General features: G+C 64.0%; 22 protein-coding genes. 15 read left to right on the forward strand and 7 right to left on the reverse strand.

What is annotated here, in order from left to right:
* From QZV93_RS10375 to QZV93_RS10385, 3 genes are all read left to right on the forward strand, one after another.
* Window positions 1-590, forward strand: a 590-nt coding sequence (locus QZV93_RS10375; protein ID WP_295558191.1) for a sigma-70 family RNA polymerase sigma factor, incomplete at its 5' end; no start/stop codon positions are given.
* A 137-nt stretch (window positions 591-727) separates the two neighbouring features.
* Complete coding sequence (locus QZV93_RS10380; protein ID WP_295558192.1) at window positions 728-2,113, forward strand: HD domain-containing protein; 1,386 nt, start codon at window positions 728-730, stop codon at window positions 2,111-2,113.
* Window positions 2,110-2,625 carry a hypothetical protein gene (locus QZV93_RS10385; protein ID WP_295558193.1) on the forward strand — a complete coding sequence of 172 codons (516 nt, stop codon included), beginning with the start codon at window positions 2,110-2,112 and terminating at the stop codon, window positions 2,623-2,625. Before QZV93_RS10380 ends, QZV93_RS10385 begins: the two co-directional genes overlap by 4 nt.
* Window positions 2,626-2,792: 167 nt before the next feature.
* Here QZV93_RS10385 and QZV93_RS10390 read toward each other — a convergent pair whose 3' ends face one another.
* Entirely contained in the window at window positions 2,793-2,984 is a 192-nt protein-coding gene (locus tag QZV93_RS10390) for a hypothetical protein (RefSeq protein WP_295558194.1), read from the reverse strand.
* A gap of 184 nt (window positions 2,985-3,168) precedes the next feature.
* Here QZV93_RS10390 and QZV93_RS10395 point away from each other — a divergent pair, with 184 nt between their 5' ends.
* The 5 genes from QZV93_RS10395 (at window position 3,169) to QZV93_RS10415 (ending at window position 6,279) form a co-directional block, all read left to right on the forward strand.
* On the forward strand, window positions 3,169-3,648 hold the full coding sequence (locus QZV93_RS10395) for a hypothetical protein (protein WP_295558196.1): 480 nt from the start codon (window positions 3,169-3,171) through the stop codon (window positions 3,646-3,648).
* Window positions 3,645-4,523: an aldose 1-epimerase family protein gene (locus QZV93_RS10400; RefSeq protein WP_295558198.1), complete on the forward strand. Its 879-nt coding sequence runs from the start codon at window positions 3,645-3,647 to the stop codon at window positions 4,521-4,523. Before QZV93_RS10395 ends, QZV93_RS10400 begins: the two co-directional genes overlap by 4 nt.
* Before the next feature lie 63 nt (window positions 4,524-4,586).
* Window positions 4,587-5,339 carry a hypothetical protein gene (locus tag QZV93_RS10405; protein ID WP_295558200.1) on the forward strand — a complete coding sequence of 251 codons (753 nt, stop codon included), beginning with the start codon at window positions 4,587-4,589 and terminating at the stop codon, window positions 5,337-5,339.
* Window positions 5,340-5,344: 5 nt separating this feature from the next.
* A complete protein-coding gene (locus QZV93_RS10410; protein ID WP_295558202.1) occupies window positions 5,345-5,704 on the forward strand; it encodes a hypothetical protein in 360 nt (119 codons plus the stop codon).
* Between the two features lie 2 nt (window positions 5,705-5,706).
* A complete protein-coding gene (locus tag QZV93_RS10415; protein ID WP_295558203.1) occupies window positions 5,707-6,279 on the forward strand; it encodes a nucleoside 2-deoxyribosyltransferase in 573 nt (190 codons plus the stop codon).
* Here QZV93_RS10415 and QZV93_RS10420 read toward each other — a convergent pair.
* Both QZV93_RS10420 and QZV93_RS10425 read right to left on the reverse strand, forming a co-directional pair.
* Entirely contained in the window at window positions 6,276-7,550 is a 1,275-nt protein-coding gene (locus tag QZV93_RS10420; RefSeq protein WP_295558205.1) for a nucleoside transporter C-terminal domain-containing protein, read from the reverse strand. The genes QZV93_RS10415 and QZV93_RS10420 overlap by 4 nt on opposite strands.
* Window positions 7,551-7,591: 41 nt before the next feature.
* Window positions 7,592-8,587, reverse strand: coding sequence for a zinc-dependent alcohol dehydrogenase family protein (locus QZV93_RS10425; RefSeq protein ID WP_363156939.1), 996 nt, complete (start codon window positions 8,585-8,587; stop codon window positions 7,592-7,594).
* 123 nt (window positions 8,588-8,710) lie between these two features.
* On the opposite strand from QZV93_RS10425, the gene QZV93_RS10430 reads away from it, so the two are divergent.
* Window positions 8,711-9,187 (forward strand): YbhB/YbcL family Raf kinase inhibitor-like protein, encoded by a 477-nt coding sequence (locus QZV93_RS10430; protein WP_295558209.1) that lies wholly within the window; start codon window positions 8,711-8,713, stop codon window positions 9,185-9,187.
* A 62-nt stretch (window positions 9,188-9,249) separates the two neighbouring features.
* On the opposite strand, the gene QZV93_RS10435 is transcribed toward QZV93_RS10430, so the two are convergent.
* On the reverse strand, window positions 9,250-9,486 hold the full coding sequence (locus QZV93_RS10435) for a hypothetical protein (protein ID WP_295558211.1): 237 nt from the start codon (window positions 9,484-9,486) through the stop codon (window positions 9,250-9,252).
* A gap of 216 nt (window positions 9,487-9,702) precedes the next feature.
* Between QZV93_RS10435 and QZV93_RS10440 the strand changes: the two genes are divergently transcribed.
* Complete coding sequence (locus QZV93_RS10440; protein ID WP_295558213.1) at window positions 9,703-11,235, forward strand: GGDEF domain-containing protein; 1,533 nt, start codon at window positions 9,703-9,705, stop codon at window positions 11,233-11,235.
* Between the two features lie 22 nt (window positions 11,236-11,257).
* Here QZV93_RS10440 and QZV93_RS10445 read toward each other — a convergent pair whose 3' ends face one another.
* From QZV93_RS10445 to greA, 3 genes are all read right to left on the reverse strand, one after another.
* On the reverse strand, window positions 11,258-11,809 hold the full coding sequence (locus tag QZV93_RS10445) for a YSC84-related protein (RefSeq protein ID WP_295558215.1): 552 nt from the start codon (window positions 11,807-11,809) through the stop codon (window positions 11,258-11,260).
* A gap of 146 nt (window positions 11,810-11,955) precedes the next feature.
* Complete coding sequence (locus QZV93_RS10450; protein ID WP_295558217.1) at window positions 11,956-12,426, reverse strand: hypothetical protein; 471 nt, start codon at window positions 12,424-12,426, stop codon at window positions 11,956-11,958.
* Between the two features lie 118 nt (window positions 12,427-12,544).
* A complete protein-coding gene (gene greA / locus QZV93_RS10455; RefSeq protein WP_295558218.1) occupies window positions 12,545-13,012 on the reverse strand; it encodes a transcription elongation factor GreA in 468 nt (155 codons plus the stop codon).
* A gap of 46 nt (window positions 13,013-13,058) precedes the next feature.
* Between greA and QZV93_RS10460 the strand changes: the two genes are divergently transcribed.
* The 5 genes from QZV93_RS10460 to QZV93_RS10480 all read left to right on the forward strand — a co-directional run bounded on the left by QZV93_RS10460 (window position 13,059) and on the right by QZV93_RS10480 (window position 15,956).
* On the forward strand, window positions 13,059-13,478 hold the full coding sequence (locus tag QZV93_RS10460; protein ID WP_295558220.1) for a secondary thiamine-phosphate synthase enzyme YjbQ: 420 nt from the start codon (window positions 13,059-13,061) through the stop codon (window positions 13,476-13,478).
* A 48-nt stretch (window positions 13,479-13,526) separates the two neighbouring features.
* Window positions 13,527-13,808 (forward strand): hypothetical protein, encoded by a 282-nt coding sequence (locus QZV93_RS10465; RefSeq protein WP_295558222.1) that lies wholly within the window; start codon window positions 13,527-13,529, stop codon window positions 13,806-13,808.
* A gap of 145 nt (window positions 13,809-13,953) precedes the next feature.
* Window positions 13,954-14,379, forward strand: a complete 426-nt coding sequence (locus tag QZV93_RS10470) for a ketosteroid isomerase-related protein (RefSeq protein WP_295558223.1) — start codon at window positions 13,954-13,956, stop codon at window positions 14,377-14,379.
* 78 nt (window positions 14,380-14,457) lie between these two features.
* A complete protein-coding gene (locus QZV93_RS10475) occupies window positions 14,458-15,048 on the forward strand; it encodes a GNAT family N-acetyltransferase (RefSeq protein ID WP_295558225.1) in 591 nt (196 codons plus the stop codon).
* Window positions 15,048-15,956, forward strand: a complete 909-nt coding sequence (locus QZV93_RS10480; protein ID WP_295558227.1) for a carbon-nitrogen hydrolase family protein — start codon at window positions 15,048-15,050, stop codon at window positions 15,954-15,956. The genes QZV93_RS10475 and QZV93_RS10480 overlap by 1 nt, the downstream gene beginning before the upstream one ends.
* The last annotated feature ends 5 nt before the right edge of the window (window positions 15,957-15,961 follow it).

The following is a 15,961-nucleotide window of genomic DNA, read 5'->3' on the forward strand; positions in this document are numbered from 1 at the left end:
AGTTCGAGTACCGCCGCGGCTACAAGTTCTCGACCTACGCCACGTGGTGGATCCGTCAGGCCATCACGCGCTCGATCGCGGACCAGGCGCGCACCATCCGCATCCCCGTGCACATGATCGAAACCATCAACAAGATCGTGCGTACATCCCGGCAGATGCTGCATGAGATCGGCCGCGAGCCGACGCCGGAGGAACTGGCGGAAAAGCTCGCCATGCCGCTGGAGAAGGTGCGCAAGGTGCTCAAGATCGCCAAGGAACCCATTTCTCTGGAAACTCCGATCGGCGACGAGGAGGATTCACACCTCGGCGACTTCATCGAGGACAGGAACGCCGTGCTGCCGGATCAGGCGGCGATTGCAGCGAACCTGCGCGAGACGACAACGCGGGTGCTGGCTTCGCTCACGCCGCGCGAGGAGCGCGTATTGCGCATGCGCTTCGGCATCGGCATGAATACGGACCACACGCTGGAAGAAGTCGGCCAGCAGTTCTCGGTCACGCGCGAACGTATTCGCCAGATCGAAGCCAAGGCGCTTCGCAAGCTGAAGCATCCGAGCCGGAGCCGGAAGCTGCGGTCGTTCCTCGATAACTGAGATAAGAAAAACCCCCGAGCGAACCTCGGGGGTTTTTCGTGATCATTACGTCTTTCCAGTTGCGCAAATTTAAGGACACAATCAAATTTCCGTCAATTTCTTCTTTACAGAATCAATGAGAACATATAGAGAACATCATGGTTGGGCAACGGATCCGCGATCCACTGCATGACTTGATTATTTTCGATAATTCCCAGTTGGAGCGCGTGCTTTGGAAGGTGGTCCAAACCCGACCTTTCCAGAGGTTGCGGCGAGTTAAACAATTAGCCTTCTCTGAGCTTGTCTATCCTGGTGCCACTCATTCGCGTTTTGCGCACAGCATCGGCGTTTTTCATACAGCCAAGAGGCTTCTGGAGGTGATCCGTCGCCATCAGAACGATAGGCAGTACGAGGCGAATGCAGCCCAGCATGCGCTGGCAGCCGCCCTAGTTCACGATCTTGGTCACGGTCCCTTCAGTCACGCCTTTGAAACCGTCGGCAAAAAGCTCGGCTTGAAGATGATGGCCAATCATGAGCTGGTCAGTGACGCACTAATTCGCTCGAGCGAAGTCGGCGAGGCGTTGAAGGAGTTGGGAAGCGGCGTACCCAATGATGTTGCGAATATCATAAAGGGCGTCGGCAAGCGCGACATCTATAGCGCGGTAGTGTCCAGCCAGTTTGATGCGGACCGCTTGGACTATATGCGAAGAGACCGCCTTATGACTGGGACACAGCATGCCGCGATAGATTTTGAGTGGCTCCTCACTAACCTCGAGGTGGGCACAGTGCGGTACGGTGTTGACAAAGAATCCCTTGGCGAAATCGATACTTTCGTTCTTGGACAAAAGGCGTTCTATGCCGCAGAAGCCTTTGTTCTAGGCTTGTTTCAGCTCTACCCCACTGTGTATTTCCACAAAGCGACTCGCGGTGCGGAGAAGCTATTCGCGGAAATCTTCGCGAAGGCTGTCAAGCTCGTTCTCGATGGATCTGCTGCCAAAACCGGATTGCCTAACGGCCATCCGATTGTGAAGTTTGCGAAAGATCCCTCCAACCTAGATCGATTTCTTGATCTCGACGATGCAGTGGTGTTGGGTTCACTCTCACTCATGTGCGAGTCGAGTGACACTTTGCTTTCAGAGTGTTCCCGTCGTCTCCGTGACAGAAAGCTATATAAGTGCATCGACGTTAGGGTGAAGCTTGCTGCAGGAGGCGGTGATTCCGTCCAGCAACAGGCAGAAGTTGATCGCGCCTGTGAAGTTGTCGAAGGCAAATTGCTCGAATGGGCAGGAGCGACAGATGGCTCACCGCGCATCCTAATCGATAGAGCTAGCAGATCGACCTATAATCGCCTATCGGAGTCCAAAGGTCCGCTAGAGCAGATAAATATTCGAGCTCCGGGTGGTGCATTAGTTGATCTTGAGAGCGTGTCGAAGGTGGTCGCGGCCAGCGGAACATTTCGATTGTTTCGCGTGTACTACAAGCAGGAGGACGCACAGGCTAAGGAGCAGATCGAGAAAATCGTTGAGGGGGAAAAGCAACGATGACAAGGCGTCTCAACATAGATTCTGTGGCGCGAATTATTTCCGATGCTGGCGGAGAGGTCGTCGGCCGCACGAAACTGCAGAAGCTCACCTACCTACTTGAGGCTGCGGGCCTCGGAGAGGGTTTCAGTTTCGAGTACAAGCACTATGGTCCGTATTCGGAAGAGCTGACCTACACTTCCAAGCGTGCGAGTGTGCTTGGCACTATCCGAGAGAGCGAGCAGCAGGCCGCTTGGGGCGGCTTCTATACAATTTACTCAGTTACGCCAATCGCACCGCCGCGATCAGAGCCGCATAGGCGCTTGGCTCGGGAAGCTGCGCATGCTGATTCCGTTCTTCTTGAACTTGCTGCGACGGCTTTGTTTCTCCGACAGGAGGAGGGCATGGTCGACGCATGGGAAGAGACGGCTCGTCGAAAGCCCGACAAAGCAAGCAATGGGCGCCTGGATGCTGCAAAGCAGCTTTATTCTCAACTACGGCAAATCCCAACTCCTCGGCAATTGCCGGAATTGTGAAAATAGAACATCCGTGTGTTGCGGCGGTGCTTAGAACATCCGCCCACTCCGACATGAACTTGCCGATCTGGCGCGGCAGGAAATTCATGATGGCCGCGTCCTGGACAACTGGTCCAAGAAAAAAGCCCCCGAGAAATTCGGGGGCTTTTTGTTGGGTGAGTGGATGGCTAGGCGCTGAGGCGATTGCGGCGCGCGCGGAGGCTGCGGGCGAAGCGCAGCACGGCGACGGCGGCCGTTCGTCCCTCGCGCGTCTCGAGAGACGCATAGCGGCGGGCCTGCGCCTTGGCATGCTCGATGACGCTCCTATACGTCTCGTCGCGAACCTGAGCGGCCTCGGCCTGGTATCCTGTCATTTGCATCGATCATCCTCCGCACGGGTTGAACTGCCGAGAGATGTAGGCGCGCGACGTGGCTGTGCAACGGCGCTAATGCGGCGAAAATCTTACAAAATGTTCAAATCGCTGCAGATCGCTGCAACAGACCTCACGCCACCCTCAACCTTGCATCTTCACTGCATCGGCTGGCGGCTTTAGCTTCCGCTTCATGACAGAACCGCTCGATATCAAGGCAAAGGCGCCGTGGCCGGCGGGCGTGTTGAGCAATTTCGCGCCGCATGCGTTCACGTTCGATGGTGTTCGCTGCTCGTCGATGGAGGGCTTGCTGCAGTCTCTCAAGATCGCGGATACGGCGGAGCAGGAGCGCGTCTGTGGTTTGGATGGGCCGGTCGCGCAGAGCGTCGGGCGCAAGCACGACTGGCAAACCACGGGGACGCTCTGGTGGCGCGGCGCCGCCTATGACCGGCTCTCCGACGCCTATCAGGGGCTGCTCGACCGCGCCTATCAGGCGCTGTTCGACCAGGCGAAGAAATTCCGCGACGCGCTCGAGGCCACCGGGGATGCGCGCCTGACGCACAGCTTTGGCAAGACCGATCCGACCGAGACCATTCTGACCGCCGACGAGCTCTGCTCGCGGCTGGAGCGGCTAAGGAGCGGGCAGTCGCTGTTGAAGAGGTCCGACGCATGACCGCCGACACCCTTGCCATCTCCGGTCCCGGCCTTTCCGCCGAGATCAATCCGCTCGGAGCGGAGCTTTGGACGCTGCGCGATGGAGACGGGCGCGACCTGCTCTGGACGGGCGACGCGGCGTTCTGGAGCGGGCGGGCGCCGATCTTGTTTCCGATCGTCGGCACGGTCGCCGGCGATACCTATCGCGTCGGCGACACGGCCTACACGTTGCCGCGGCACGGGTTCGCGCGGCGGCGACGGTTCGCTCCGGTCGAGGCGCGCGCCGATCGCGTCACGCTGCGGCTCACGAGCGACGACGAGACGCGCGCCGTCTACCCGTTCGCGTTTCAGCTCGATCTTGCCTTCGCGGCGAGCGGCGCGCGGCTCGACATCGCCGCCGAGCTTACCAACACCGGCGGCGGGCCGCTCCCCGCGAGCTTCGGCTATCATCCGGCGTTCCTGTGGCCGCTGCCCTACGGGGCTGCGCGCGCCGAGCATCGGATCCTGTTCGAAGTGGCGGAGACGGCGTCGGCGCATCGCCCCGATGCGCAGGGGCTCATCGTTCCCGCGTCGCGACCGGCTCAGCTCGACGGGCGGACGCTCACGCTCGACGATGCGCTATTCGCCGACGGCGCGCTGGTCCTCACCGAGCTCAAGAGCCGGTCCCTCACCTACGGTGCGGCGACAGGACCGCACCTCCGTATCACCGCTCCCGACACGCCGCATCTCGGCATCTGGTCCATGCGGACTGCGCCGTTCGTCTGCATCGAGCCGTGGCAGGGCTATGCCGATCCGGCGGGATTTGAAGGTGAAATCTGGGACAAGCCGGGCATCGTGCGCGTTGAACCGGGCGCGCGGCGCTCCTGGCGCATGGGCATCGAGCTTCTGGATTAAAGCTTTGTCATCGGGTTCGGCGCCGGGGCCATGATACGCTGATCGCACAGGAGACGTGTGCGCATGCCAATCCCGCGCTTCGAGCACCAGAGCCAGAAGGTCGTCTCCAGCGCCGCGTTCGGGCCGCTTGCGACGGCGGCGCTGATCCTTGCCGTCTGGCTCACCGGTTCAGCCGGGGCCGCGCACGCGACGGACAAGATCATCGGCAATGCGCCTCTCCCCCAACAGGAGATCGCAATGCCTCCGGACCTTCCGGACATCGGCAAATGGATGTTCGACAAGGACGGGACGATCGCGCACTGGCTCGGCCAGATCGTCGACGGCAAAAAGCTGCACGAGCCGATCAATGTCATTCTCATCGATGCGTCGTCCGCCAGCCCCGACCAGGCGCGGGCAAGGCTTAAGGCGGCGACCAAGGCGGCCGGCTATCCCGTGCGCATGGGACATTCAACCGGGTATCGCGGCTTCATCGGCGGAGATCTTTTCAGCCAGCTGCCGCAGGGCCGTGACGATGCCTTCTCCAACCGCATTTTCGAAGAGACCAATAACCACGGGCGCATCTTCGGGCCGTATCCCTCCAGCCGCGGATACGTCTTCATCGGCGCCTTCAGCCGCGAAAGCGTGGACCTCATCCGCGATCCGCCGCACCGATACGCCTCGTTCAACGCGGCACGGGATGATTTTGCGCGGGCTCTTGCGGCCCACACCGGGTTTCGGCCATCCAACATGGTGGCTCTCGATAACGCGATTTCAGATGACCCGCATGTCACAACCGGCGATCATGACGGTCATGCCGTCGTCCTCGAAATGAAGTGACGCCCATGCTCACAGGCTTCGAACCCAGACGTCAGAAAGTGATCTCGCGTACCGCATTTGCGATGCGCATGGCGCGGGCCATCGGATTGTGGGCGCTGCTGACGTTCAGCGGGCTCGTGATCGGAATGATCGGATACGCATGGACCGAAGGCATGGGGCTTGCAGATTCGTTCGTCAACGCGGCGATGATCCTGTCAGGCATGGGGCCCGTCTCCGAGTTGCATACGACGGCCGGCAAGGTGTTCGCCGGCTTGTACGCGATCCTGTCGGGGCTCATCATCGTCATCGGCGCGGGCTTCGTTCTGGCGCCGATCGCGCATCGCGTGCTGCATCACTTCCACGTCGAAACGGGCAAGGGGGACTAGGGTTGGCTCTGCGCGTGTATCTCGCCGGCCCCGAGGTGTTCTTTCCCAATGCCGCCGCGCAAGGCGAGGAGAAGAAGCGACTTTGCGCGGAGCTCGGCTTCGAGGGCGTCTACCCGCTCGACAATGTCATCGGGGACGCGGCGTCGCTCAAGCGCGCGGATGTGGCGCGTGCCATCAGCCACGGCAACGAGCGGCTGATGCGCTCGTGCGACCTCGTGGTCGCCAATTGCACGCCCTTTCGCGGGCCGAGCATGGATGTGGGGACCGCGTTCGAAATCGGCTTCATGCGGGCGCTCGGCAAGCCGACGTTCGGTTACTCGAACGTAGCAGGCGACTATGCGGCGCGCGTGAAGGCCACGCCCGCTACGGCGCGGGCCGCCTGGGACAGCGAGACGCGCGGCGCGGACATCGAGGACTTCGGGCTCGCCGAGAACCTGATGATCGCGGTCGCCGTCATGGAGGCGGGCGGCACGTTCGTCGCCCGCGACGCGCCGGAGGATTGCGTGCTGTCGGATCTCGCGGCCTTCCGAGCCTGCCTCGCACTCGCACGGCGCGTGCTCGGCGAGACGGATTAGGGCGCCGTCAAGACGCCGACGACGGCGGCGGTCATGAGGGTAGCGAGCGTGCCGGACACGATGGTCTTGGCGCCCAGCTCCACGATCTCGGCGCGCCGTCCGGGCACCATCGCCACCATGCCGCCGATCATGATGCCGAGGCTGCCCAGATTGGCAAAGCCACAGAGCGCATAGGCCATGAGCAGGCGCGAGCGCTCCGACAGTGCCTCGGCCGGCGTTTCGGCGAGCTTCAGATAGGCGACGAACTCATTGAGCACGGTCTTGATGCCGATCAGGGATCCCGCCGTACCGCATTCGCTCCACGGCACGCCGATCAGCCAGGCGAGCGGGGCCAGCAGCCATCCCAGAATGCCCTCGATGGTCAGCGTGAGGCCCAACGGGGCCGAGGCGAAAGCGAGCAGCTTGTTGGCGAGCGCTACAAGGGCCACGGCCACGATCAGCATGGCCGTGATGTTGACGAGCAGTGCGATGCCTTCGCGGGTGCCCTGGGCAATCGCATCGACGCTTGAGCGCGTGGGGTCGACCGCGATCGCGGTCTTGTCGTCCGCGGCGACCGGCACGGCTTTGCTCGGAACCATCAGGGCGGCGAACATGAGCGCGGCCGGTGCGCTGATGATGGAGGCGACCATCAGATGCCCAGCGGCGCCGGGGATCTTTGGTTCGAGGATGCTCGCATAAAGTGCGAGCACGGTGCCGGCGACGGTCGCCATGCCGACCGTCATGGTGGCGAAGAGGTCGCCGCGGCTCATGGCAGCGAGGTAGGGGCGCACGAGCAGCGGCGCCTCCACCATGCCGACGAAGATATTGGCGGCGGCCGAGGTGCCGACGGGGCCCGTCAGTGCGAATGCGCGCTCGAGCACCCAGCCGATGGCCGCCACCACCCGCTGCAGCACGCCCCAGTGATAGAGCAGCCGCGACAGGGCGCTGATCACCAGTACCAGCGGCAGGGCATGCAAGGCGAGGACGAAGCTGTTCTCGGGGCGAATGGTCTCGAACGGCGGCGGCGCCCCGGCCAGATAGCCAAAGACGAGTCGCGTGCCGGCGTTGGTCGCGTCTTGCAGGGCGGCAACGAGGCCGGCGGCCCAATCGAAGACGACGCGCGAGGCGGGAAGCGCCAGCATGAGCGCCGCAATCGCAAGCTGCAATCCGATGCCGGCCACCAGGATGCGCAGGAGACGCGGGCCGGTCACGGCGCTGCGATCTTCCGAAATCGCCCAGGCGATAGCCGGCAGCAGCGCCAGCCCGAGCAGGCTTTGCCCCTGCAGCTCCATGTCGCCCGCCCCCCTTCGCGCTCGGTCCCGGCGCCAGTAATTCAGAGAGCGGGATCGGGGACAAGCACCAATGCTCCAGTGAGGTCACCGCGACGCAGGCGATCGAGCGCTTCGTTGGCCTTGGAGAGCGGCATCGCGGTCGTGTGCGTGACGACGGGGATGCGCGGGGCGAGGTCCAGGAAATCGATCGCATCCTGGCGCGTGAGATTGGCGACCGAGCGCACGACACGCTCGCCCCAGAGCAGATCATACGGCATGGCGGGGACGTCGCTCATGTGGATGCCGCCGAGGATCACGCGACCGCCCTTTCCTACTGCAGCGAGCGCGAGCGGAACCAGGGCGCCGACGGGTGCGAAGATGATTGCGGCCTCGAGCGGCCCGGGCGGGCGCTCGTCGGACCCGCCAGCCCAGACGCAGCCCAGCGCGCGGGCAAAGTCCTGTGCCGCGATGTCTCCCGGCCGCGTGAAAGCGTAGGTGGCGATGCCTTTGTGCACGGCCACCTGCGCGACAATGTGGGCGGCGGCGCCGAAGCCGTAGATGCCGAGCGTTTGAGCCGGCTCGGCCATCCTGAGGGCGCGATAGCCGATGAGCCCTGCGCAGAGCAGAGGCGCGGCCTCCACATCGCCAAGGCCGCCGGGAATAGGAAAGCAGTAGGCGGCATCCGCCACGGCATATTCCGCATAGCCGCCGTCGATCTGATAACCGGTGAAGCCGGGATCGTCGCATAGGTTCTCGTCGCCTCGGCGGCAGTAGGGGCAGACGCCGCACGTGTGCCCGAGCCACGGGATACCGACACGCTCGCCCTGCTTGAAGCGTGTGACGCCGGGGCCGAGCCTCTCCACCCGCCCGACGATCTCGTGGCCGGGAATGATCGGACGCTTCGGGTGTTTGAGGTCACCGCCCGCCACGTGGAGGTCGGTCCGGCAAACGCCGCAGGCCGCAACCCTGATGCGGACCTGACCGGTGGCCGGCTCAGGCCGCGGCACATCCGCCAACCGCAACGGCTGGCCGGGGCGGTCCAAAAGCATGGCTTTCATCGTGGCCGACATCGGGCCGCTCCTCGGAGGAACCGTGCCAAAGACACGCACATTTCATATCATGTGTGCCGGCTTGCCTTGATCTGGATCTGCTGCCGCTCGCCTTCATCCGGAGACAATCCCATGACGCTCGCAATCACCTCTCCTGCCTTTGCCGACGGCGATGCCATTCCACGCACGTACACGTGCCAGGGCGATGACCGCTCCCCTCCCCTGGTTTGGACGGGCGTGCCTGCCGGCGCCAAGAGCCTGGTGCTGATCGTCGACGATCCGGACGCGCCGGATCCTGCCAAGCCGCAACGCGTGTGGGTGCACTGGGTGCTTTACAATCTGCCGCCGGACTCGACGGGGCTTGCCGAAGGCATCGCGCCTGGCGCCTTGCCTTCGGGAACAGAGGACGGTCTCAACGATTGGGGACGAACCGGATACGGAGGTCCCTGCCCGCCGATCGGCCGGCATCGCTACTTTCACAAACTGTATGCGCTCGATGCGCGCCTCGCGGGCCTCAACGCGCCGACCAAGGCGGCCGTGCTGGCGGCCATGGAAGGACATGTGATCGGTGAGGCGGTGCTGATGGGCACGTACGTGAAGGCCGCATGAGGCGCGCCACTTCAGGTCGCGTCACTTCGCGACTCAATTGCTTGCATCACTTCGTGACTTGCTTACTTCGTGATGACGCGCCGCGCATCCCAGCGGTCCCAGCGGGCCTGCTCGACCGGCGTGCACCAGGGATTGCCGTAGTAGCCGTAGCGGCTGTTGATCCGGGTGCAGTCCTTGAGCGGTTTCTCGGAGGACATTTTGCGCGACGCGAACGTCGCGGCGCTCTCGGCTGCGGCATGAGATGACGCGATAGTCGCTGCCGCCAGCGCGATTCCGGCGGCTCGGATCCAGGGGCTCATGGCTCTCCTCGTCGGCTGCGATTTCAATGCCCCAATGTCGCAGGTCCCGGCGGCGCTGTCGATGCGCTCGTTGCGCCGTGCCGATGCACGCAGGGTCAGCATATTGGTGAATGCTTTCTTTCCCGATCCTCACGCATTTGGTGAAGCCTGTTTCCCTTCTCTCAAGGGGTCGCTCCTAGCTTCGGCACCTTGTTTCAAGAATTCTGGGGGCTTGGAATGAGGGAAGCTTACGTTCCGGACGGCTTCATGCTCACCCGCTGGGTCGGGTTGGCGATGGTACTCCCTGCGCTGGTCGCGGTCGCGTTGCTTGGCAAAGACGCGCTGATGGTCGTCGAAAAAATCAACGAAAATGCCCTGAGGCGCGAGACGTCGGCGCTCGAACGCGGCTTCAAGCTCATGGGCGAACTGGACGCCGCGGATGTGCTGTCGCAATCGTTGGGCAACGACGCTTTCAGAAGTGCCGTGCTGGCCAACGACACGGCATCGATGCGTCGGAGCCTCGGGGCGACCGCGCGGGCGGCGGATGACGCACAACAGCTCGTCATCGTCGATGACAGCGGGCGGGTCATAGTCTCCAACATCGGGGCAAATGCCCCATCCACATCCGCCACGCGTACTACCGGGCTGCTTGCAGCGGCGGGAGCAGCGATGGAGCGGGCGCGCGAACTCTCTGCCGCGGCGCGTGCGGCCAGCGTCGGCGTCAGCCATCGCATCCCGCGGGGAATGAGCGAGAACCTCTTCGTCACCGACATGATCAAGATCGACGGACGCGCTGCCCTGATTACGGTGGCGCCGTTCGTGTCGTCCGATGTCTTGCGTCCGGATGCGCGACTGGAAGCAACGCTGCTCGTCGGCCTGCAATTCATCACCGAGCGGATGCTCAGGAAGCTCGAGACGCTGTCTCATGTCAAAGGTCTGCGGCTGGTGCCGGAAGTGCAGTCCGACAAGGGCGGGCCCGTGTTCCCCCTTCTCGATTCCGGCGGCAATGCCGTGGCGCGGGTCACCTGGGATTTCTCGCCGCCCGGTTACGCCATCCTCAGGGCCATGCTGCCGGCCATCGCGCTCTCCCTGGGGCTGATCGCCCTCATGACGCTGGTGGCCGCCGTCACCATGCGGCGCGTCGCGCGGCAGCTTGCCGAAAGCGAGCGGGCGGCCGTCCACTCCTCCCGGCACGATACGGCAACGGGGCTGGCCAACAGAGGCTGGTTCATGCGCGTGTTCGCCGATCTGCTGGCGCCCGGCGAGAAAAAGAACCAGATCATCGCCGTGCTCCTGATCGACTGCGACTACTTCAAGTCCGTCAACGACACGCTCGGCCATGCCGCGGGCGACGCGGTGCTCGCGGCCATCGCGGAGCGGCTCAAGGGGCTGTCGCAACAGATCGTCATCGCGGCACGGCTTGGCGGGGACGAATTCGCTGTCGTCACGACGGCGCTCGCCGAGCCCGCCGACGCCGAAGCGCATGGCCGCGACATCGAGGAAGCGCTCACGGTCCCGGTGATCTTCGAGAGCTACGCCATCATGGTCAGCGTCAGCATTGGCGTAGCCGTGCTCGAGACGCCATCGACGCTCTCCATCGATACCTGGCTCGCGCGTGCCGACACGGCGCTTTACCGCGCCAAGCGCGATGGCCGGGGCTGCATCCGGTTCTACGACATTTCAGAGGACGCGGGCGGCACGCCTTTCGCACAGGGCACGCGCAACCCGGCAAACAGGCGCTCGGTGCAGGCGGCGAACGAAGCCGCCTGACGCACCACCTCTCGCGATACGGTCAGCGGTCGATGCGGGAGATCTTGGAGCCTTCAAGGGTGAGATTGTACATCAGCCCCTTCTGGTCGAGGATGAAGCCGATGACCGGCTTCTTGATCTGGTTGGTATCGATCGAGCCGCCGACGCCGACCGTAACCAGCGTCACGGAGCCGTCGACGCCGACCTTCCAGCCGTGCTTGCGCTGGAAGCTCGCCAGGGCGCTCTCGGTCATGAACAGGATGATGACCGTGCGTGCCTGCACGCCAAGCTGGAAACCGACGGAAGCGGAAACCGTATTGTAGTAGCCTTCGGTGTAGCCGCCGCGGCGCAGGGCGCCTTCGCCGTACTCGCCGCCGAAGCCCATTCCGGCCTTCACGACCGACGGAAAGACCAGGACGGCCGCCGCATCGCGCACGAGGTCGCGCCCGCCTCCCACCGTGTGATAGAACCGGTGCAGGGCGGCATCGACATCGGCGTCGATCTCATAGGCCGAGGCCGCCTTTGCATCGTGGGCCGCCGTCATCACGAGCGCCATGGCGGCGATCGCGGCGAGCATGAGCGATTTCGTGGTCATCAGGCCACCCCCCAAGGTGTGCTCCGGTGCGACTCACCGGTTGGCCATCATCTATCGAAAATATTGGAGCCAATGTGGCGCGCGGGCCTCAGAGAGGCTTTTTGGGCCGGCGGCGGCGCGCGTTAATCATGGTGCCGTGCTGCACCTCAGCAGAAGAGGCAGGCATCGCACATGCTCCTGGCCTCGGCGATGTGGGCGTCGAGAATGCGCGTGTACTCGGCGAGCTTCGGCTTCTGGCTGTCGCAAAGCGTCTTCTTCTTCTCGGGGTCGGCGAAGGCCGTCTCCCAGGCCTTTACGTACTCGGCCTTCTTGGAGCGAAAGACGGAGGCAACCTTGCGCAGCGAGGTCACCTCGACGCACGGACTCACGGCGGCCCAAGTGCGCTTTTGCAGGCTCAGCTTCTTGCCGCAGAAATCCAGCAAGGCGTCGACTGTCGCGTACTCGTCGACGCGGCGCCAAAGCTCGGTGCGCTGCTCCTTGGTGATGCTTTCGAGCCCCATCTTGACCTCGACCAGGCCGGCGGGGGTCCGGTCGGCCGCCCGCGCAAGGCCGAATGCGGCCAGAAGCGCCGCTGCAGCGAGCGCCAATGCTGCCTGTCTCGATGCCAGCCATTTCATGCCAGATGCGTGCTCCCCAGGATCTCGCCTTTGTCACCGAGTCTAAGGGGGCCACGGGCCTTTGGGCAAGCTTCTCGCGCAACGACGTGTGGACGTGGCCGCCACAAAATGGCCGCGACTATTCGATTGCCAGAATCTCGATCTCGCCGTGGCCGACGCGAGCCGTATCGCCCACCGCCTTGCCGAGCAGTGCGCGGGCGAGCGGCGACACATAGGAGAGCGTGCCGCCTGCAGGGTCGGCCTCGTCCTCGCCGACGATGCGATACGATTGGCGGCGGCCGTCCTCGCGCTCGAACGTCACGCGGGCGCCGAAGCGCACCTCGCGCCCATCGACCGACGGCGGGACCAGCTCGGCGGAGGCGCGCCGCGCCGTCCAATATCTGAGATCGCGCGCCGCCACGTTGAGGGCTGCGCGATCGCCCGATGCCTGCGCCTCTGCGTAGGCCCGCGACAGGCGCTCCACCTCGGCCTCGATCTGCCTCAATCCCTCCTCCGTGACGAGGTTCGGGTTGTCGGACACGAGGCGCTCGGGCAACTCCTCGAACGCATCGAGGCCGTCCGGCTCTTTGACGAATGCTCTGCTCATGCGTCTAATATAGCGGGCCTTTGGCAGAAAACACGAGGATGCGTCGATGCGGCAGGCGCAAAAGGAAATCACCGTTACGACGTCGGGACAGGGCCTTTATGAGATCAGCGGGGCCGTGCGCGCCTTCACCAAGGAGGCCGGTTTCGAAACCGGCCAGTTGACCGCCTACTGCCGGCATACGTCGGCGTCGCTCGTCATTCAGGAGAACGCCGACCCCGACGTGCAGCGAGACCTTCTCGCGTTCTTCCGTCGACTCGTGCCCGAAGGCGATCCCTTGTTCGTGCATACGATGGAGGGACCCGACGACATGCCAGCGCACGTCAAAAGCGCGCTTACGCAAACATCCGTTACGATCCCTATCGCGCGGTCACTTCTTGCGCTCGGCACGTGGCAAGGGCTTTATCTTTTCGAGCACCGACGCAATGCGCATCAGCGCAAGATCGTGTTGCATATCGTGGGCGCGTGACCCATACACCAGTCTCACGACTCTCTCGCTTTTCGACAGGAGGTCCAGATGGCGAAGAACAAGGAGCCGGGCGACAATCGCCGCGTCGGCGCGGTGAAGAAGCGCTCGCAGATCAAGAACAAGCTTACTGGCACTTGGACGAAGCGCGACGACACCACCGGAAAGTTCCTCGACGTGAAAGAGGACGCGAAGCCGTTCAAGGGCGTGCGCAAGAAGGTGAAAACCGCAAAGAAGAGCGCCAAGAAGGCCCCGGCGAAAAAGGCCGCCAAGAAGGCCGTGAAGCGCGTAGTCAAGAAAGTGCCGGCGCGGAAAGCGGCCAAGCGGCGTTAACTCTTCAGCTTCGGCCGGACCACGTTCATGGGCCGCACCCCCGCGCGATGCGCTTTGTCGCGCAGGTTGCGGCCCCTCTCCCCTTTGAGAACGGCGCGGCAACCTGCTAAGCAGGCCTCCAAAATTCAACATTTGGAGCCCCCCTATGAGCGATGCCGAGAGCAAGACCCGTATCGAGACGGCCAAGCTGATCCGCACCTACTACGAGGCTTTCAATGCCGGCGACAGCGACGGCATGCTGGCCCACCTCACCGAGGACGTGATCCACGACGTCAACCAGGGTGAGCGCCGCGTCGGCAAAGAGAAGTTCCGCGCTTTCAACGCGCGCATGACGCACCACTACAAGGAGACGCTGACGGAGATCGTCGTGCTGGTCTCGAAGGACGGCACGCGGGCGGCCGCCGAGTTCAACGTCAACGGCGAGTACCGCAACACGGACAGCGAGCTGCCGCCGGCCAAGGGTCAGAAGTACGTGCTGCCGGCCGGGACCTTCTTCGCCATCCGCGACGGCAAGATCTCGCGGGTCACCACCTACTACAATCTCACGGATTGGATCGCGCAGGTTGCCTAGCTCGCGCGCGGGCGCTGTTCGGATCGGCTTGGCGATCCGGCGCCCGTCCGGGCGAAGCTTCGCGGGAAAGGAATTGAGATGAGCATCGAGGTGCGCGCGCTCACCGGCGACGACATCAACTCCGTGCTGCCCGATCTCGCCCGGCTCCGCATCACGGTGTTCCGGGACTGGCCGTATCTCTATGACGGCACGCTCGAATACGAGGAGGGCTACCTCGCAAAGTTCGCCAAGGCGAAGGGCGCCGTGTGCGTGATCGCACGCGACGGCGATCTCGTGGTCGGGGCCTCGACGGGGGCGCCGATGGTCGAGCATGCCGACGAATTCGGCGAGCCGTTCCGTAACGCCGGCTACGACCTGGCGAAGATCTTCTATTGTGGCGAAAGCGTTCTTCTCAGGAGCCACCGCGGACATGGCCTCGGGCATCAGTTCTTCGATCTCCGGGAGGGGCAGGCACACAAGCTCGGCGGGTTCACGCACTCGACGTTCTGCCGCGTGGTGCGCCCCGACGATCACCCCTTGAAGCCGGCCGACTACATCCCACTTGACCGCTTCTGGACCAAACGCGGCTACGCGCCGGTCCCGGGCCTCACCGCAACCTACGACTGGAAAGACGTCGACCGGGCGGACGAGACCGCGCACACGATGCAGTTCTGGATGAAAGCGCTCTGATGGCCGCGCCCGCGTATCTCAAAGTCGCCTCCGCGCAATACCCGATCGGGCAACCCGCCTCGCTCGCCGAATGGGAGGCGAAGATCGCGTCCTGGGTGGCCGAAGGCGCGGCGACGGGCGCCGAGCTCCTGGTGTTCCCCGAGTACGGCGCCATCGAGCAGGCGGCCGCGCTCGGGCCTGAGGTCTACAACGATCTCACCACCACGCTCGAGCGCGTCGCGGGGCTCGCGGAGGCGCGTGTCGCGTTGCATGCGGCGCTGGCGAAAACGCATGGCGTGCACATTCTGGTCGGCTCGGGTCCCGCAAAGCATGTGGACGGGCGCTTCGTGAATGCGGCTCAGCTCGTGACGCCGTCCGGCAAGGTCGGTGTGCAGGAAAAGCTGATCATGACGCCGTTCGAGCACAACTGGGGCGTCACGGCGGGCGGTCCGCTGCGCGTATTCGAGACGGCCTTGGGCAAGCTCGCGGTTCTCATCTGCTACGACAGCGAGTTTCCGCTGCTGGCGCGGGCTGCGGTCGAGGCCGGGGCGGACGCGATCCTGGTCCCCTCCTGCACGGAGCGCATCTCGGGCTATCACCGCGTGCGCACCGGCTCGCAGGCGCGCGCGCTCGAGAATACGATCGTCACGGTGCAGAGCCCGACGGTGGGTGATGCGCCGTGGTCTCCGGCCGTCGACTTCAACGTCGGCGCGGCGGGCATCTTCGTACCGCCCGAGCACGGGGTCAGCGACACGGGCGTGCTGGCCGAGGGTACGCTCAACGCGGCGCAGTGGGTGTTTGCCGCCGCGGACCTCGGCGCATTGCGGCGCCTGCGCACGAGCGGGGAGATGCGCAACTTCGGCGACTGGCCGTCCCAGCCCGGCGCCTCGCCTCTGAAGCACACGGTGGAGACCGTGAAGCTGGTCTAGGTGGG

It is taken from the genome of uncultured Hyphomicrobium sp. (assembly GCF_902826555.1).
Taxonomy (GTDB): Bacteria; Pseudomonadota; Alphaproteobacteria; order Rhizobiales; family Hyphomicrobiaceae; genus Hyphomicrobium_C.

Excerpts from the sequence above, each read along its gene's own strand:
- QZV93_RS10465 (WP_295558222.1), top strand. The coding sequence starts at position 13,527 with ATGGCGAAGAACAAGGAGCCGGGCGACAATCGCCGCGTCGGCGCGGTG.
- QZV93_RS10410 (WP_295558202.1), top strand. The coding sequence starts at position 5,345 with ATGCTCACAGGCTTCGAACCCAGACGTCAGAAAGTGATCTCGCGTACC.
- QZV93_RS10480 (WP_295558227.1), top strand. The coding sequence starts at position 15,048 with ATGGCCGCGCCCGCGTATCTCAAAGTCGCCTCCGCGCAATACCCGATC.
- QZV93_RS10405 (WP_295558200.1), top strand. The coding sequence starts at position 4,587 with ATGCCAATCCCGCGCTTCGAGCACCAGAGCCAGAAGGTCGTCTCCAGC.
- greA (WP_295558218.1), bottom strand. The coding sequence starts at position 13,012 with ATGAGCAGAGCATTCGTCAAAGAGCCGGACGGCCTCGATGCGTTCGAG.
- QZV93_RS10380 (WP_295558192.1), top strand. The coding sequence starts at position 728 with ATGGTTGGGCAACGGATCCGCGATCCACTGCATGACTTGATTATTTTC.
- QZV93_RS10425 (WP_363156939.1), bottom strand. The coding sequence starts at position 8,587 with ATGAAAGCCATGCTTTTGGACCGCCCCGGCCAGCCGTTGCGGTTGGCG.
- QZV93_RS10385 (WP_295558193.1), top strand. The coding sequence starts at position 2,110 with ATGACAAGGCGTCTCAACATAGATTCTGTGGCGCGAATTATTTCCGAT.
- QZV93_RS10450 (WP_295558217.1), bottom strand. The coding sequence starts at position 12,426 with ATGAAATGGCTGGCATCGAGACAGGCAGCATTGGCGCTCGCTGCAGCG.
- QZV93_RS10420 (WP_295558205.1), bottom strand. The coding sequence starts at position 7,550 with ATGGAGCTGCAGGGGCAAAGCCTGCTCGGGCTGGCGCTGCTGCCGGCT.
- QZV93_RS10400 (WP_295558198.1), top strand. The coding sequence starts at position 3,645 with ATGACCGCCGACACCCTTGCCATCTCCGGTCCCGGCCTTTCCGCCGAG.
- QZV93_RS10430 (WP_295558209.1), top strand. The coding sequence starts at position 8,711 with ATGACGCTCGCAATCACCTCTCCTGCCTTTGCCGACGGCGATGCCATT.
- QZV93_RS10395 (WP_295558196.1), top strand. The coding sequence starts at position 3,169 with ATGACAGAACCGCTCGATATCAAGGCAAAGGCGCCGTGGCCGGCGGGC.
- QZV93_RS10460 (WP_295558220.1), top strand. The coding sequence starts at position 13,059 with ATGCGGCAGGCGCAAAAGGAAATCACCGTTACGACGTCGGGACAGGGC.
- QZV93_RS10470 (WP_295558223.1), top strand. The coding sequence starts at position 13,954 with ATGAGCGATGCCGAGAGCAAGACCCGTATCGAGACGGCCAAGCTGATC.
- QZV93_RS10390 (WP_295558194.1), bottom strand. The coding sequence starts at position 2,984 with ATGCAAATGACAGGATACCAGGCCGAGGCCGCTCAGGTTCGCGACGAG.
- QZV93_RS10475 (WP_295558225.1), top strand. The coding sequence starts at position 14,458 with ATGAGCATCGAGGTGCGCGCGCTCACCGGCGACGACATCAACTCCGTG.
- QZV93_RS10440 (WP_295558213.1), top strand. The coding sequence starts at position 9,703 with ATGAGGGAAGCTTACGTTCCGGACGGCTTCATGCTCACCCGCTGGGTC.
- QZV93_RS10435 (WP_295558211.1), bottom strand. The coding sequence starts at position 9,486 with ATGAGCCCCTGGATCCGAGCCGCCGGAATCGCGCTGGCGGCAGCGACT.
- QZV93_RS10445 (WP_295558215.1), bottom strand. The coding sequence starts at position 11,809 with ATGACCACGAAATCGCTCATGCTCGCCGCGATCGCCGCCATGGCGCTC.